Raw genomic sequence first — 15,155 nt, forward strand, 5'->3', positions numbered from 1 at the left:
GCTAGGTTTTCACACAGCCTGTCTATTGGCGGGTTTTTTTATGCCCGTAATTTCAGGTCTGATGCAATCCCCTGTGGGAGCGAGCTTGCTCGCGATAGCGATCTGTCAGTCGACATCAATGGTGAATGTCATTCCGCCATCGCGAGCAAGCTCGCTCCCACAGGGGGTTATGTTCAGTCAGCTACCGGCGTCAGACATTGGGCGAACAACCGCTGAATCGGCTGATTACGCTGGCTGTACCGCTGCAACAACACAATCTCCCGATAAAACGTCAACTCGCCCAAGGGGATGACCCGCACCCCGGCCCCATGCTCAAGCCACAACCCCGCCTGCGGCAACAACGAAATCCCCAACCCACACTCGACCATTTTGACAATGGCCTCCAGTTCATCCAGCTCCAGTGCCCCGTGCACCTCGATCTGCTGTTCGCGCAAAAACCGCGTCACCAGTCGCCCGCCAAACGAATTGCGGTCGTAGCGCACATGCGGGTGCTCGGCGAGCAGTTGCAACGGATCATCGCCGTCCAGGTCCGCCGGTACGATGAGCTCGAACGGCTCCCGGCGTATCACCTGCGCGGACAACTCCTTGGGCAGTTCGAATGGCGGCTTGATCAGGATCGCCAGGTCCACTTCTCCGGTGTCCACCTGACTCAACAGGTTCAGTGACACACCGGGCACCAGCTTGGGCTCCAGCAAGGGCGCCTGCTGGCGCAATCGCAGCAGCGCCTGAGGCAGCAACCCGGTCTGGGCGGTCGCCACCGCGCCGATTCTCAACTCGCCACGGTACTCGCTGACATCGTCACTGACCGCCATACGGCTGAAGGTTTCGAGCATTTCCCTGGCCATCGGCAACGCACGCTGCCCCGCCGCATTGAGCAGCGCCTGGCGGCCGGTGCGGTCGAACAGACGGATGCCCAGGGCTTGTTCCAGGTTGCGAATCTGCGCACTCACAGCCGACTGCGTCAGACCAATATGCATGCCGGCCGCGGCGAAGGTGCCGTGACGCGCCACGGCGACAAAGGTTTTCAGTTCTCGCAGCATGGCGGTCTCGATTGATCGAAATAATTTGAGCTCGACGCAAAAATTATCGTCTTTCAATCAAAAAGCACAGGACTAAACTCAACACACGCCCACCCACTACCGAGGTTCGCCCGATGCAACTCTCCCCTTTTCACCTAGCCATTCCGGTCTACGACTTGCCCGCCGCCCGGCACTTTTATAGCGCGGTGTTTGGCCTGGAAGAAGGTCGATCGAGCGACCATTGGGTCGATTTCAATTTTTTCGGCCATCAACTGGTGATTCACCTGGCGCCGAAAAACCCTTCGCAAGAAGCAGCCCACACCAATGCCGTGGATGGCCACGATGTGCCGGTGCCGCATTTTGGCGTGGTGCTCGGGATGGCAGAGTGGGAAGCGCTGGCCGAGCGGCTGAAGTCGCTGGGAACTCACTTCGTGATTGAGCCGGGGATTCGTTTTCAGGGGCTGGTGGGCGAACAGGCGACGATGTTTCTGTTTGATCCTTGCGGAAATGCGCTTGAGTTCAAGGCGTTCAGGGATATTGGGCAGTTGTTTGCCAAGTGAGGATATGCGGTGCCTGTCAGGCCGCCTTCGCGAGCAAGCCCGCTCCCACAATGGTCGGCGTTGTTCTCAATTGATTGGATGACCACAAGACCCTGTGGGAGCGGCGGTGCGACGATTCGACTTGCCCGCGAAGAGGCCCGCCAACACAACACAGCCCTAACGGCTCATCACACTTTCGGCCTCCTCCAGCAACTCCTCGATCGAGCCATGAACAACCGGGTCATATTCAACCTGGACAACACTGAAGTGAATGTCATAACTGCGATGCGCCGCAGCGTTGCGCTCGTCGAGTATCTCATTGAGTCGTGCCTTGATCGCCGCAGTCTCCACGGTGCCGGACCCGGTCAGCAGCGCCACGAAGCGGTCGCCTTCGAGCCGGCCGACCACATCGTTTTCTCGAAACCCGATGCGCAGGACATCGGCGAAGGTCTTGAGCGCATCGTCACCTTTGGCCCGGCCATACAGATAGCTGATGCGCTTGAACTCATCGAGGGAGAAGTACAGCAGCGTCGCTGGCGTCTCCAGCGCCCGGCAAGCCTCCAGCCCGAGCCGGGCCAGCGCGGTGAAGCCATGGCGATTGGACAGCAGCGTCAGCTCATCCATGCTTGCCATTTGCACGCCCGCCAGCTCTCGCTCGGCCTGGCGCGCCATTTCACGCAGCCGCTCCCGTTCTTGCTGTGGCGTGAGCAACGGGCTCGCGGAACGACCCGATTTGCCCGTTTTGCCTGAGATCAACATCGTTCACTCCCATTGCAGGTATGCACGTTAGAGTCGCCCATACCCGCATTGACTCCCTGCAAGCGTGCCGTTGGTCAGCTACCCGCCACCGGGCACGGCCCTCCTGCATCGGCCCAGCGTTTGAATTGGCTGACGAAGATGTCGTGCGGTACCGGCACCGGCGCGCGATTGCCACCGGGATTCCAGCCCCACAGCACCAGTTTGTCGTCGCTGACGTGCTTGATCAGCGCGGCGAAATCCCGGTCGCCGTTGCTGGCGCGATCCTTGATCATCGCGCACAGACGGTCGGCCGGCAGGCCGATCCAGGCCATCCGCTGCGCTGCCGGCGGCAGGCTCCAGTGTGGCGCCCCGGGTGGCGCATGAGGACCATAACTGGCCGGTGGATTGCTTTGCGCATGGCAGGTTGCACAGGGCAACCCGGCGGCGCCCTTGCCGTCCATGCCACGCACGACATTCATGGCGTGGGGCACGCCGGCATCGAATTGCAGCGGCGAATCCCCGGGAATGTGGCAGTTCTGGCAACGCGGGCTCTGGAAGACTTTCTGCACGGTGTCGAACGCCTGCAAGGCCTCGCGGTCATCGGCGAATACATGCGACGCGTAGGCCACAAGACAGATCAGAATCACCGCCCCAAGCAACCAGTGATGTCGTTTCATCTCACACCCCCGACAGCTGCAAGGGCAGTTCGCGCAGGCGCTGCCCGGTCAGGGCAAACACCGCGTTGGCCACCGCCGGCGCCGTGGGTGGCACACCGGTTTCGCCGATACCGCCGGGTTTGTCGCTGCTGGGCACGATATGCACTTCGACCACCGGCATTTCGTTGAGCCGCAGCACCTGATAGTCGTGATAGTTGGACTGCACCACCTGCCCGTCCTTGAGCGTCAGCTTGCTGTGCAAGGCGAAGCTCAGGCCGAAGGTGATGCATGACTCCATCTGCGCGGCGATGCTCTGCGGGTTGACCGCAATGCCGCAATCCACCGCACACACCACCCGGTGCACGCGGATAGCGAGGTTGTCCTCGGACACCTCGGCCACCTGGGCCACGTAACTGCCGAAGGATTCATGTACCGCCACACCCAGGGCATGGCCATCGGGCAGCGGCGCCGTCCAGTTGGCCTTCTCCACCGCCAGGTTCAACACACCGAGGTGGCGCGGATGGTCCTTGAGCAAGGTGCGCCGGTACTCCACCGGATCCTTGCCGGTCGCCGTCGCCAGTTCATCGATCAGCGACTCCATGACAAACGCGGTGTGGGTGTGGCCCACCGAACGCAGCCACAACACACTGATCCCGGTTTGCGGCGAGTGCAGTTCGATCTGGTGATTGGCCAGTCCTTCGAAGTAAGGGCTATCGGCCACGCCTTCGACTGAGGTCTTGTCGATCCCGTCCTTGACCATGCTCGCTTCGAGCGAGGTCCCGGCCATGATCGACTGCCCGACCATCACATGCTTCCAGGCCAGCGGCAGGCCGTCAGCGCCCAGCCCGATACGCGCATGGTGCAGGAACGCCGAACGGTAATAGCCGCCGCGGATGTCGTCCTCCCGCGCCCATACGGTTTTCACCGGCATCCCGGCGGCCTTGGCGACATGCACCGCTTCGCTGACGAAGTCCGAGGTCGGATTGGCCCGGCGCCCGAAGCCGCCGCCGAGAAACTCGGTATGGATCTCGACCTGTTCCGGCTTGAGCCCGGTGATTTGCCCCGCGACCATCTGGTCCAGGGTCTGGAACTGAGTACCGGTCCAGATTTCGCACTTGTCCTTGCTGATGCGCACGGTGCAGTTAAGCGGTTCCATCGGCGCGTGGGCCAGGTAAGGCACACTGTATTCGGCGTCGATGGTCTTGGCCGCTTTCGCCAGCGCAGCCGGGGTATCGCCCGCCTTGCCAGCGTTCAGGCCAGGGGTGGCGGCGAGTTTGCGGAAGCTTTCCAGCAGCGCCCGGCTATTGAGCCCCGCGTTCGGCCCCGGGTTCCACTCGACTTTCAGCGCATCGCGCCCCAGCTTCGCCGCCCAGTAATGATCGGCAATCACCGCAATGCCCGTCGGCACTTGCACCACTTTGTGCACGCCGGGAATCGCCAGCGCCTCGGCGCCTTCAAAGGATTTGACGCTGCCGCCGAAGGTGGGCGAACGGGCGACCATCGCCGTCATCAGCCCCTCGAACTGCACGTCCATGCCGAATTTCGCCCGGCCGGTGATTTTCTCCGGTGTGTCCAGACGTTTTGTGGGTTTACCTATCAGCCGCCAGTCTTTCGCGTCCTTGAGTTTGATCGAGGCCGGGTCCGGCGGTGGCAGCTGTCCGGCGTCATCGGCCAACTCGCCGTAGGTGGCGCGATGCTCACCGGCAACCACCACGCCCGACTCTGTATGAATCTGCGAGGGAGCGACGTTGAAACGCTTGGCTGCGGCATCGATCAACATCAAGCGCGCCGCCGCGCCGGCCAGACGATAGCGATCGAATTCCATCCAGGTCGAGGTCGAGCCGCCGGTGATCTGCATCCCGCCAAACCCGGGCATGCCGTAATCGGCGGCCGATGCGGGGGAATGCTCGACGCGGATCTTCGACCAGTCGGCGTCCAGTTCCTCGGCAATCAGCATGGTCAGGCCGGTCCAGATGCCCTGGCCCATTTCCGAATGGCCGAGCAACACGGTGACGCTGTTGTCATTGCCAATGCGCAGGAAAGCGTTGGGGGCAAAGACGTTGCCCTGATTCTCCGCGCCCATGGCGAACCGGTGGGCGCCGGGCATGACAAACGCCACCACCAGCCCTCCGCCCAGCACAGCACTGCCCTTGAGAAAACCCCGGCGCGATAACCCGTTGGTGCTGTTCATGGCCACCTCAACCCAGCTCGGCGGCGCGCTTGACCGCCGCGCGAATCCGCGGGTAAGTGCCGCAGCGGCAGATGTTGCCGGACAGCGCCTGATCGATGTCGCTGTCGGTCGGTTTGGGAATTTTCGCCAGCAATGCTGCCGCCGACATGATCTGCCCGGACTGACAGTAGCCGCACTGGACCACGTCGAGCTCCGCCCAGGCCTGTTGCACCGGATGCGAGCCGTCCGCCGACAGGCCCTCGATGGTGAGAATCTTTTGTCCATGGGCGACGGCGGTGGCCGGTGTGATGCAGGCGCGTAGCGGCGCGCCGTCAACGTGCACCGTGCAGGCGCCGCATTGGGCCATGCCGCAACCGAACTTGGTGCCGGTGAGGTGGGCGACATCGCGCAAGACCCAGAGCAACGGCATGTCAGCGGGGACATCCAGCTCCTGATCCTGGCCATTGATGTTCAGGGTGAGCATGGCGCGGTTCCTCAGACTCACGGTGATCTGAAGGGGCGTCGCTGCAGCCTTTTACAACCTGCGCGCGCCTCGGGTTATCCCTTCAGCTAAGCGCAGATTTGCCGCCAGACCTTGGCGCATCGACCACCGGTCATGCAAAGGCCGCCTCGATGGGCGGCCCTGGAACCCTTCGCTAGAGCCTTGGCCCCAATAAAATCCCGGTGTAGCGCCAGACGAACAGCGCAAAAGCGCTACACCACAGCAACGCCGACAGCGCCAATCCGAGACTGGAAAAAGGCACCAGCCCTACCCGGCACGCCCCCGCCAGCAACACCAGGACAAACCCCGCAACGACCGCCCCGGACGGCTGCAGCAAACGCCCGGTATGCCCCAGGCTGACCCGCGCGATCATCGCCAGAATCAACCCGCCGATACCGCCGACGGCCAGCGAGTGGGTGGCCAGGCTTTGTTGCGCCAGCCAGCCCAGGTGCCACAGCGCCATGGCCAGCGTAGCCACGGCGAGCCAGGCGTAAGCCAGGTACAACGACCACAGCAGCGGCACGCGCCACAGGCCGCGGTCATGCCAGCGCCACAGGCGCAGCAGATGCAAACCGCTGATCAACGCAAACAGCAGTGCCAGCCACACACGGGGGACGTCATTCAAACCGACGGCAAAGGACGCCGCCGCCAGCATGGCGCTGACCAGCAGCACCTTGCCCGGCAACGGATGGGCCACAGCCGTTGCCGGGCGGTTCAAGCCCCGCTGGATAAAGAACGGGATCACCCGCCCGCCAATCACACTCATCAGCGCACCCACCAGCCACAGGGCGGCCAGCACGCCATGCCGTTGCAGGTTGCCGTCATCAATGGCAATCCCCAGCAACGTCAACGCCTGACACCCGGCCAGCAGCGACACCATCAACAGAATCGGATAATTCTCGCGCTTGCCCGCAGCCACCAGGTCGCGCGCCAACGCCCACGCCAGCAGCGGCAGAAAAGGCACCTGCAAGGCCAACAGCAAGAACGCAGGCATCGGCAGCCACCAGGCCAGTCTCGCCAGCAGCCACACCAGCACCAGGCCGATCAGCGGCCAGCCCTTGAGCCCCGGCCGACCTGTCCAGTTCGGCACCGCGGTCAGGAGGAACCCGGCAATGATGGCCGCGGCAAATCCGAAGGGCATTTCATGTCGATGCCAGGCCAGCATGCCGCCAAGGGGGTGCGCTTGGGGTAAACGGCCGTACAGCCACACTGCCCAGACCGCCACGGCGAGGGTGGCGAACCCGGCTCCGGCCAGAAAGAACGGCCGAAAACCAACACTGAAAAGCGCTGCAGCGCCAAGCTTACGCATCAAGCCACCACCTGGAGCAGGCTTGGGCTCTGGCAATATCCATGAAGGTTGCTTAAGAAGTCGGACATTTTGCGTTTTCCTGAAGGCGTTCAGTTATACGCAACCTGCATCATGTTTCGTGCCAACGATAAATATATTTGTAAATCAATGATATAAGAATATCGCAGTCAATTTGACTCATAGAAAAAATAGTCCTTATGACTCACACACGAGTCATATCGACTGCAAACTCATTCTAACCCGGGTCAACCCTGATAAAAGCAAACCAATATCATTTGCACAGTCGTAGGCCTTTTGTTTTAATCGCGATCAATTCTTATTTGCATAAGCGTACGGATCGCCCTTGGACATGTGCTCACGATGACGGTTGCCGATTCCTCCTGCGTCCAGAACCTCTACGCCAGCCACCACCACTGGCTGCACGCGTTGCTGCGCCGACGCTTGAACAATGCGTTCGATGCCGCAGACCTGGCCCATGACACCTTCATCCGGGTACTCAAGCGTCCTCAGGTGTTTGACGGGGAAACCCACGAACGCTCTTACCTGGCGACCATCGCCCGCGGCCTGTGCATTGACCACTGGCGTCGTCGCCAGCTGGAACAGGCCTGGCTCGAGACCCTGGCCGCGCAACCCCAGGCCACCCAGCCTTCGCCAGAGCAGCGGGCGATCATCGTTGAAACCCTGTACGAAGTGGATGCCATGCTGCTGCGCTTGCCCCAGCGGGTGCGTGATGCGTTCGTTCTGGCGCAGGTGCATGGGCTGCCCTACCGAAACATTGCCGTAGAAATCGGCGTGAGCGAGCGCATGGTGAAAAAGTACCTGGCCCAGGCGCTGATGCATTGCGCAATGCTCGAAGCCGAACTCGACGGCCTGCTGATTCAATGACCCGCGCCGCCGCCAACGCCATCAGCCACGCCAGCCTCGAACAGGCGGCCAGTTGGTACGTGCAACTCAACGATCACCACGCCAGCGAGCAGGAACGCGAGCATTGGCAAGCCTGGCTGGCGCAAAGCGGCGAGCATCAGGCCGCGTGGCACTATGTCGAGCGCGTGAGTCAGCGCTTTGCCGCGCTACAGGACAATCATCAACAAGCGGCCGGCCACGTATTACGCAACAGCGGCCGCGCTTCCATCAGCCGCCGCCAGACGGTCAAGAGCCTGCTGGTCCTGGTGTCGGGCAGTTGGCTCAGCTGGAGCGCATGGCGGCAAGGCGCCCTGCCGCTGTCCCTGGCCCGCTGGACCGCCGACCTCTCCACCGGCACCGGCGAAACCCGGGAAGCCCGGCTCAGCGATGGCAGCCGGATCTGGCTCAACGCCCTCAGTGCGCTGGATGTACGTTTCGACACCGCACAACGGTTATTGCTGTTGCAGGCCGGAGAGGTGTTGATCGACACCGCCAGCGACACCAGTCGCCCGCTGCTGGTGCAAACCGTCGAGGGCCGCCTGCGCGCGCTGGGTACGCGTTTCAGCGTGCGCCAGGAAGACCGGCAAACGCTGTTGAATGTCTACGAAGGCGCGGTTGAAGTCCGCACCACCCAGGGTCAGGTGCAGGTGGTCAAGGCCGGACAGCAGCTGTGCTTTACACAAGACCACACACCGACACCGACCGCAGCGTCGGCCGGCCGCGAAGCCTGGCGCCGCGGCCTGTTGCTGGCGGACAACCTGCCGCTGGGGCAGTTGCTCGAAGAATTGAGCCGCTATCGCCCCGGGCATCTGGGCTGTGACCCGGCGGTGGCCGGGCTGCCGGTCATGGGTGCGTTCCCGCTCAAGGACACCGATCAGGCTTTGCGCCTGCTGGAAGCGGCATTGCCGGTCCGGGTGCACAAGCCGTTGGAGTGGTGGGTCAACGTAGGCCCGAAAACCTGATGAGGTTTTTTTCCGGCGCGTCGGTTCCCTTTTGCCTTTTTCGCTCGGTTAATCCTTCAAGCACTACGAATGCAGATTGATCCGACCTCCGGGAACTCCATGCCGCGCGCCCCCCTTACTCGCCAGCGCTTCGCCTTGCATCCGCTGGTGCTGGCGCTGGCGGTGGTCTTGCCGGGCCAAGACGTGTCCCGCAGTCAAGCCGCCCCTCTGGTCGAGAGCGAACAACCCGGCAACCAGACACGCCATTACACAATCGCCGGCGGATCGCTGGTGAGCGTTCTCAACCGCTTTGCCGAACAGGCCGGGATCTTTCTCGCCGGACACAATGAACTCGCTGCCGGCAAACGCAGCCCTGGCCTCAACGGTGTCTACAGTCAGCAGCAAGCATTGCAACGACTGCTGCAAGACAGCGACCTGCAAGCGCAACGTCAGGGGAACGGCGGGTATGTGCTGCACGCCGCTCCCGTGGCACAAGATGCGCTGGAACTGGGGGCGACCAACATTTCCGGGCAGGCCCCCGGGACCATCAGCGAAGACTCCCGTTCCTACACCGTCGGCTCGACGTCTTCAGCCACCGGCCTGCCGCTGTCCCTGCGCGAGACGCCGCAATCGGTCACGGTCATCACCCGCCAACTCATGGACGACCAGGGCGCCACCAGCATCGTCGACGCCCTGCGCCGCGCGCCCGGCATCAGCGTGCAAAACTACGACAGCGAGCGCTGGGAGTTTTCCAGCCGTGGCCTGCCGATCACCAACTTCCAGTACGACGGCGTCAATACCGACTACGACGGTGTCTACGACTACGGCACCACCAGCACCGACATGGCCCCCTATGACCGCGTCGAAATCATCAAGGGCGCGACCGGCCTGATGACCGGGGCGGGTGATCCCTCGGCGACCGTCAACCTGATTCGCAAGCGCCCGACCCCGGCATTCAAAGCCTCGGTCAGCGGCACCGTCGGCTCCTGGGACACCTATCGCAGCGAAGGCGATGTATCCGGTCCGCTGAGCGCCAACGGAAATGTCCGCGGGCGTCTGGTCGGGGTTTATCAGGACCGCAGCGCCTACATCGATCACTACCGCAACACCAGAAACATCGCCTACGGCATTGTCGAAGCCGACTTGACCCCGGACACCCTCGTCACCCTCGGTATCGACCAGCAAGACACCCGCTCCCGGGGTGCCAGCTGGACCGGTTTCCCGATGTACTACAGCGACGGTTCGCGCACCGATTTCTCCCGTTCCTTCAACCCGGCCACCGACTGGAGCCGCCGCGACTTCACCAACCAGACGCTGTTCGCCACCGTGCAGCAACAACTGGCCAACGACTGGGCACTCAAGGTCAGTTACGACCGCAAGCACCGCCGGCACGATACCTTCCTCGCCTCCGCCAGTGGCGGCAACCCGGACCCGGTCAGCGGTGACGGCATGTTCATGTACATGGGCAAGTTCAAGGGCGACCAAGTGCAGGACAACATCGACGTCAACCTCAGCGGTCCGTTCACCCTGGCAGGTCGCGAGCACGAATTGATCGCCGGGTTCATGTCGATGAACACGCGCCAGGACATCCCGGTGTACGGCTCGGTGTATCCACCGGTGGACGGCAGCCTCTTCGACTGGCGCGGCGAGTTTGCCAAACCCGAGATCCCCCGGGTGGGCACCGACGACATCGTCCAGCGCCAGACCGGCGCCTACCTGGCCGCCCGGCTCAAACCCCTCGACGACCTGGCGCTGATCCTCGGCGCACGTGTCAGTAACTTCAGCGGACACGACGACCTGGACTACAGCGACCCGCACAGCGCCGACCTGCGCGACAGCTATCGCCAGAGCGGTGTCGTCACGCCTTACGCCGGGCTTGTCTATGATCTCGACGACACCTGGTCGGTGTACACCAGCTACACCAGCATCTATCAGCCGCAAATGAGCAAGGACGCCAACCGCCAACTGCTCGATCCGGTACAGGGCAAAAGTCTTGAAGCGGGCATCAAGGCCGAATACTTTGGCGGGCGCCTGAACGCCAGCTTCGCCCTGTACCGCATCGAACAGGACAACATCGCCGAACATGTCAGCGGCGTTGATGCCGAGTCGGTGTACCGCGCCGTCCAGGGCGCCACCACCCAGGGCTTCGAGTTCGAACTGGCCGGCGAGTTGCGCGACGGCTGGAACCTGTCGGCCGGCTACACCTACAACCACACCCGCGATGCCCAGGGTGATTACGTCTACGGTTCGGTGCTGCAAACCACGGCACCGGAACAGCTGGTGCGGGTTTTCAGCACCTACCGCCTGCCAGGCGCGTGGGACGGGCTCACCGTCGGCGCCGGGGTGAACTGGCAAAGCGAATTCTTCGGCAAGGTGTTCCGTCCCGACCCCGCCGATACGGTGAACTTCGGTCAGTACACAACGATCGCCCAACCGGGCTACACCCTGGTGGACGCGATGGCGCGCTATCGCTTCAACGAGCACCTGAGCACTACGCTGAACGTGAAGAACCTGTTCGACAAAACCTACTACACCGGGCTGGGCAACTTCGGCACCGGGTTTTATGGCGAACCGCGCACCGTGCAACTGACCACCCGGTGGGCGTTCTGATCGCGCCCTGAAACGGCTGTTTGGCGATCTACGGTACTGCCGACCCCACTCAGGCTGGCTACGCTGTATTCCTGCATGCATAACCTGCCGAGGAGTGCCCGCCATGCAACGCGTACAAAAACTCACGCCCTGCCTGTGGTTCGACGATCAGGCCGAAGCAGCGGCGAAGTTCTATTGCTCGATCTTCGACCATTCGAAAATCACCGCCATCACCCATTACGGCCACGCCGGTTTCGAATTCCACGGCCGGCCCGAAGGCTCGGTCATGACCGTCAGCTTCGAACTCGACGGCCAGAGTTTCACCGGCCTCAACGGCGGCCCCCTGTTCAAGTTCACTGAGGCGGTTTCGTTTCAGGTCAATTGCCTGACCCAGGAAGAAGTCGACCATTACTGGGGCAACCTGTCGGCCGGTGGCGCGCCCGAGGCCCAGCAATGTGGCTGGCTCAGGGACAAGTTCGGGCTGTCGTGGCAGATCGTCCCCATCGCGATGATGGACATGCTCAAAGACCCCGACACGAAAAAATCCCAACGGGCCATGCAGGCGATGATGCAAATGAAAAAACTCGATATCGCCACACTGCAACGAGCCTTTGACGGCGAGAGCTAATACACTCGGGCGCTGACCTGCCGAGGAGTGAGCATGAAGCACGCCGTTGCCAAGAACGCCGACAAGGCCCCGCGCTTCTGGCGCGATGACGCCCTGCCCTTCATCGAAGCCCGCGCCATCGCCGACGGACGCGAGGTCTGCTACACCCGGCACGCCCACGAACACTTTTCCATCGGGGCGATCACCGCCGGGCGCAGCACCTATCTCCATGAGCAGTCAGCCTTCGAGGTCAGCGCCGGCACGGTGGTGCTGATGAACCCCGGCGACGTCCACGCCTGCAACCCGATCGAAGACCAACCCTGGTCGTACCTGATGCTGTACGTCGATACGCCGTGGCTGACCGATTTGCAGCATCAGCTCGGGTTCAGCGATGACGCCGCGTTCCGCCGCTTTTCAGCGACCCATACGCGGGATGCCCAGCTGTTTGCCGGCCTCGCAGGCTTGTATGAAGTGCTGGTCGACCCACAGCAGGATGTCCTGCGCAAGCACAGCGTGGCCGTGGAATTTTTCACTGACGTACAGCTACGACTCAACCCGGTCGATCAACCGCTGCGCGAACCCAATTTCAAGCTCGAGCGTGCCGCCGATTACATCCGCGACCACTGCACGCAAACCCTCAGGCTCGAAGACATTTGTGAGGCGGCGCAATTGTCACCGTCCTACCTGATCCGCGCCTTCAAACAGCATTACGGCATGACGCCCCACGCGTTCCTGGTGAACCGGCGCATCCAGTTCGCCCGGGATCAATTGCGCAGCGGCAAGCTGATCGCGGACGTGGCACTGGAAGCGGGGTTCGCCGATCAGGCGCATTTTCAACGGGCGTTCAAACAGCATCTGGCGGCGACACCGGGGCAGTATCGGGGGTGAGGCAGCACAATACCTCTTGGCAAAGATGCTCTTGAACCTGACTCTCCCCTGTGGCGAGGGGGCTTGCCCCCGTTGGGCTGCGAAGCGGCCCTCGGCGCTCTTTCAGACATACTCTGCATGCAGGATTTACGACGGCTACGCCGCCGAACGGGGGCGAGCCCCCTCGCCACAAAGTACTTTCTTGCCACAAAACCTGTGTTGATTGCAGCTACGGCAACACCAGATACACCGCACTCACCACCAACAACGCCGCCATCACCCGATTGAACAACCGCATCCCTGCCGGATTGTTCAGAAACCCGCGCAAAAACGTCCCGGCATAGGCCCAGCAACCCACCGACGCATAGCAGATCACCAGATAAATCGCGGCAAACTGCCAGACCAGACGAGCCTCGCCATCGGCGACAAACGCGCCCATGCCGGCCACGCAGGCCAGCCAGGCCTTGGGGTTGAGCCATTGCATGATCGCGCCATACAGCATCGACGGAGCCTGCGCCGACTCACTGGCTTGCACCTGCCCATTGTCCGCCGCCAGCTTGAAGGCCATGTACAACAGAAAGGCTACGCCGGCCCATTGCACCCCCTGGGTCAACGCCGGCCACTGTTGTAACAACTCATGCAGGCCCAGCCCCATCAGCACCAACAGCAGGACAAACCCCAGCGTGGCCCCGGCCACGTGACGCTGGCTGGCCCGGAAGCCAAACCTCGCGCCGGCGCTCAACGCCACGATATTGACCGGCCCCGGGGTGATGGACGCGACCAGCGCAAACGCCGCCATGGACATCATCAGACTCATTGCACACCTTCTTCCATCGAGTTGAACAAGGCCCTCAAGGTAATGAGCCGAGCGGCTCGCATATTGAACAAAACTGCCCTGCAGCGCTACGAGTAATAGCCGACGACGTTTTTTACCTGGGTCAGGGCAATGCGCAGCGAGTCCATGTCCACCGAGCCCAACGCCAGGCGTATCGCGTGGGGCACATGGGCTGAAGTCGCAAAGGGCTCGGCCGGCGACACCGACACTTGCTCGCGCATCAGCGCCATGGCGATCTGGTCGGCCCGGGCGTCTTCCGCCAAGGGCAACCAGATGAAGTAGGAACTCGGGTGACTGACGGTCCTGAGCCCCGCCAACACCTCGCGGGCCAGGGCTTGTCTGGCCCGGGCGTCCGCGCGTTTTTGCGCTTCCAGCTGGACGACGGTGCCATCGTCAAGCCAGGCCGTGGCGATGGCGGTCATCACGCCGGGGGTGTTCCAGGTGGTCGCCATGATGGTGCGTTCGAAGGCGGCGATCCATTGCGCCGGTGCGGCGACAAAGCCGACGCGCAAGCCGGTGGCGATATTCTTCGACAGACCGGACACGTACACCGTTCTCTCCGGCGCCAGCTCGGCCAGCGGTGGCGGTACGTTTTCGGCCAGGAACGCGTAGGCGGCGTCCTCGATGATCGTCAGGTCATGCTGGCGCGCTATCGCCACCAGTTCCTCGCGCTGCCCGGCCTCCATCACCCAGCCCAGCGGGTTATGCAGGGTCGGCATCGAATAAACGGCGCGCACCGATCGGCTGCGGCAGAGTTTTGCCAGGGCCTGCAGATCGGGCCCGGTCTCCGTGACTGGAATGGGCAAGACTTCCAGATGCAGGGTTTCGGCCAGCGTCTTGAAACCGGGATAGGTCAGCGCATCGGCGGCGATGACATCGCCGGGCTTGAGCAGCGTCATCAGCGTCACCGCCAGGCCATGCTGGGCACCGCTGACGATCAACACCTGTTCGGCCGGCACGTTCAGCCCGCGCTCGACCAGATGACGCGCGACCGAGGCCCGCTCATGCAGGCGCCCCGCGTGGGGCTGGTAACGCAGGAGCGCCTCCAGGTCTCCGGACAGCGCCAGTTGGCGCAAGGCATGGCGCAGCAGGTCGGCCTGGCCGGGCAATGACGGATAGTTGAAATTCAGGTCAATCATCCCCGCCGCCACCACGTGCTGCGAAATGCCTTGCCCCGGTGGCAGCGAGGTCTCCCTGACAAAGGTCCCGCGACCGGTTTCGCCACTGACCAGGCCCATGCCCTCCAGCTCGGCATACACCCGGCTGGCGGTGACCAGCGCCAGACCGTGCTCGGTTGCCAGTTGCCGGTGCGTCGGCAGGCGCGTGCCCGGCGGCAAACACCCGGAACGGATGTCGGCGGCAAAGGCATCCACCAGCGTTTTATAACGGGATCGAGGCATGTCGAGATGTATCCATGACAATTTTTTGATTGTATCGATACTCGCTCATACGATGGGTTTCGTGCAATCAGACAATGAGC

The 15,155-nt window shown here is 62.7% G+C and carries 14 protein-coding genes; 6 read left to right on the forward strand and 8 right to left on the reverse strand.

Annotated elements, in window-relative coordinates; translation table 11 throughout:
* Nucleotides 1-173: 173 nt before the first annotated feature.
* Entirely contained in the window at nucleotides 174-1,040 is an 867-nt protein-coding gene (locus PMI26_RS10385; protein ID WP_007976247.1) for a LysR family transcriptional regulator, read from the reverse strand.
* 113 nt (nucleotides 1,041-1,153) lie between these two features.
* Here PMI26_RS10385 and PMI26_RS10380 point away from each other — a divergent pair, with 113 nt between their 5' ends.
* The gene (locus PMI26_RS10380; protein ID WP_007976250.1) at nucleotides 1,154-1,579 is read left to right on the forward strand and encodes a VOC family protein; all 426 of its coding nucleotides are present in this window, start codon (nucleotides 1,154-1,156) and stop codon (nucleotides 1,577-1,579) included.
* A 156-nt stretch (nucleotides 1,580-1,735) separates the two neighbouring features.
* Here the strand turns inward: PMI26_RS10380 and PMI26_RS10375 are convergent, their stop codons facing one another.
* The 5 genes from PMI26_RS10375 to PMI26_RS10355 all read right to left on the reverse strand — a co-directional run bounded on the left by PMI26_RS10375 (nucleotide 1,736) and on the right by PMI26_RS10355 (nucleotide 6,933).
* Nucleotides 1,736-2,317 (reverse strand): GGDEF domain-containing protein, encoded by a 582-nt coding sequence (locus PMI26_RS10375; protein WP_007976253.1) that lies wholly within the window; start codon nucleotides 2,315-2,317, stop codon nucleotides 1,736-1,738.
* A 74-nt stretch (nucleotides 2,318-2,391) separates the two neighbouring features.
* On the reverse strand, nucleotides 2,392-2,973 hold the full coding sequence (locus tag PMI26_RS10370) for a hypothetical protein (RefSeq protein WP_007976255.1): 582 nt from the start codon (nucleotides 2,971-2,973) through the stop codon (nucleotides 2,392-2,394).
* 1 nt (nucleotide 2,974) lies between these two features.
* Nucleotides 2,975-5,143: a xanthine dehydrogenase family protein molybdopterin-binding subunit gene (locus PMI26_RS10365; protein ID WP_007976257.1), complete on the reverse strand. Its 2,169-nt coding sequence runs from the start codon at nucleotides 5,141-5,143 to the stop codon at nucleotides 2,975-2,977.
* Between the two features lie 7 nt (nucleotides 5,144-5,150).
* A complete protein-coding gene (locus tag PMI26_RS10360) occupies nucleotides 5,151-5,606 on the reverse strand; it encodes a (2Fe-2S)-binding protein (protein ID WP_007976259.1) in 456 nt (151 codons plus the stop codon).
* A gap of 172 nt (nucleotides 5,607-5,778) precedes the next feature.
* Nucleotides 5,779-6,933, reverse strand: a complete 1,155-nt coding sequence (locus PMI26_RS10355) for an NnrS family protein (RefSeq protein ID WP_007976261.1) — start codon at nucleotides 6,931-6,933, stop codon at nucleotides 5,779-5,781.
* Nucleotides 6,934-7,293: 360 nt separating this feature from the next.
* On the opposite strand from PMI26_RS10355, the gene PMI26_RS10350 reads away from it, so the two are divergent.
* From PMI26_RS10350 to PMI26_RS10330, 5 genes are all read left to right on the forward strand, one after another.
* Nucleotides 7,294-7,818, forward strand: a complete 525-nt coding sequence (locus tag PMI26_RS10350; RefSeq protein WP_007976263.1) for a sigma-70 family RNA polymerase sigma factor — start codon at nucleotides 7,294-7,296, stop codon at nucleotides 7,816-7,818.
* Entirely contained in the window at nucleotides 7,815-8,798 is a 984-nt protein-coding gene (locus PMI26_RS10345; protein ID WP_007976266.1) for a FecR domain-containing protein, read from the forward strand. Before PMI26_RS10350 ends, PMI26_RS10345 begins: the two co-directional genes overlap by 4 nt.
* 99 nt (nucleotides 8,799-8,897) lie before the next feature.
* Entirely contained in the window at nucleotides 8,898-11,387 is a 2,490-nt protein-coding gene (locus PMI26_RS10340) for a TonB-dependent siderophore receptor (protein WP_007976268.1), read from the forward strand.
* Nucleotides 11,388-11,490: 103 nt separating this feature from the next.
* On the forward strand, nucleotides 11,491-11,994 hold the full coding sequence (locus PMI26_RS10335; protein WP_007976270.1) for a VOC family protein: 504 nt from the start codon (nucleotides 11,491-11,493) through the stop codon (nucleotides 11,992-11,994).
* A gap of 33 nt (nucleotides 11,995-12,027) precedes the next feature.
* Complete coding sequence (locus PMI26_RS10330; RefSeq protein WP_007976272.1) at nucleotides 12,028-12,861, forward strand: AraC family transcriptional regulator; 834 nt, start codon at nucleotides 12,028-12,030, stop codon at nucleotides 12,859-12,861.
* A 208-nt stretch (nucleotides 12,862-13,069) separates the two neighbouring features.
* Here PMI26_RS10330 and PMI26_RS10325 read toward each other — a convergent pair whose 3' ends face one another.
* Together PMI26_RS10325 and PMI26_RS10320 are read right to left on the reverse strand one after the other, a co-directional pair.
* On the reverse strand, nucleotides 13,070-13,657 hold the full coding sequence (locus tag PMI26_RS10325) for a LysE family translocator (protein WP_007976274.1): 588 nt from the start codon (nucleotides 13,655-13,657) through the stop codon (nucleotides 13,070-13,072).
* 86 nt (nucleotides 13,658-13,743) lie between these two features.
* Nucleotides 13,744-15,075: an aminotransferase-like domain-containing protein gene (locus PMI26_RS10320; RefSeq protein WP_007976277.1), complete on the reverse strand. Its 1,332-nt coding sequence runs from the start codon at nucleotides 15,073-15,075 to the stop codon at nucleotides 13,744-13,746.
* Between the last annotated feature and the right edge of the window lie 80 nt (nucleotides 15,076-15,155).

It is taken from the genome of Pseudomonas sp. GM33, from assembly GCF_000282295.1.
Taxonomy (GTDB): Bacteria; Pseudomonadota; Gammaproteobacteria; order Pseudomonadales; family Pseudomonadaceae; genus Aquipseudomonas; species Aquipseudomonas laurylsulfatiphila.

Excerpts from the sequence above, each read along its gene's own strand:
- PMI26_RS10385 (WP_007976247.1), bottom strand. The coding sequence starts at position 1,040 with ATGCTGCGAGAACTGAAAACCTTTGTCGCCGTGGCGCGTCACGGCACC.
- PMI26_RS10380 (WP_007976250.1), top strand. The coding sequence starts at position 1,154 with ATGCAACTCTCCCCTTTTCACCTAGCCATTCCGGTCTACGACTTGCCC.
- PMI26_RS10375 (WP_007976253.1), bottom strand. The coding sequence starts at position 2,317 with ATGTTGATCTCAGGCAAAACGGGCAAATCGGGTCGTTCCGCGAGCCCG.
- PMI26_RS10370 (WP_007976255.1), bottom strand. The coding sequence starts at position 2,973 with ATGAAACGACATCACTGGTTGCTTGGGGCGGTGATTCTGATCTGTCTT.
- PMI26_RS10365 (WP_007976257.1), bottom strand. The coding sequence starts at position 5,143 with ATGAACAGCACCAACGGGTTATCGCGCCGGGGTTTTCTCAAGGGCAGT.
- PMI26_RS10360 (WP_007976259.1), bottom strand. The coding sequence starts at position 5,606 with ATGCTCACCCTGAACATCAATGGCCAGGATCAGGAGCTGGATGTCCCC.
- PMI26_RS10355 (WP_007976261.1), bottom strand. The coding sequence starts at position 6,933 with ATGCGTAAGCTTGGCGCTGCAGCGCTTTTCAGTGTTGGTTTTCGGCCG.
- PMI26_RS10350 (WP_007976263.1), top strand. The coding sequence starts at position 7,294 with ATGACGGTTGCCGATTCCTCCTGCGTCCAGAACCTCTACGCCAGCCAC.
- PMI26_RS10345 (WP_007976266.1), top strand. The coding sequence starts at position 7,815 with ATGACCCGCGCCGCCGCCAACGCCATCAGCCACGCCAGCCTCGAACAG.
- PMI26_RS10340 (WP_007976268.1), top strand. The coding sequence starts at position 8,898 with ATGCCGCGCGCCCCCCTTACTCGCCAGCGCTTCGCCTTGCATCCGCTG.
- PMI26_RS10335 (WP_007976270.1), top strand. The coding sequence starts at position 11,491 with ATGCAACGCGTACAAAAACTCACGCCCTGCCTGTGGTTCGACGATCAG.
- PMI26_RS10330 (WP_007976272.1), top strand. The coding sequence starts at position 12,028 with ATGAAGCACGCCGTTGCCAAGAACGCCGACAAGGCCCCGCGCTTCTGG.
- PMI26_RS10325 (WP_007976274.1), bottom strand. The coding sequence starts at position 13,657 with ATGAGTCTGATGATGTCCATGGCGGCGTTTGCGCTGGTCGCGTCCATC.
- PMI26_RS10320 (WP_007976277.1), bottom strand. The coding sequence starts at position 15,075 with ATGCCTCGATCCCGTTATAAAACGCTGGTGGATGCCTTTGCCGCCGAC.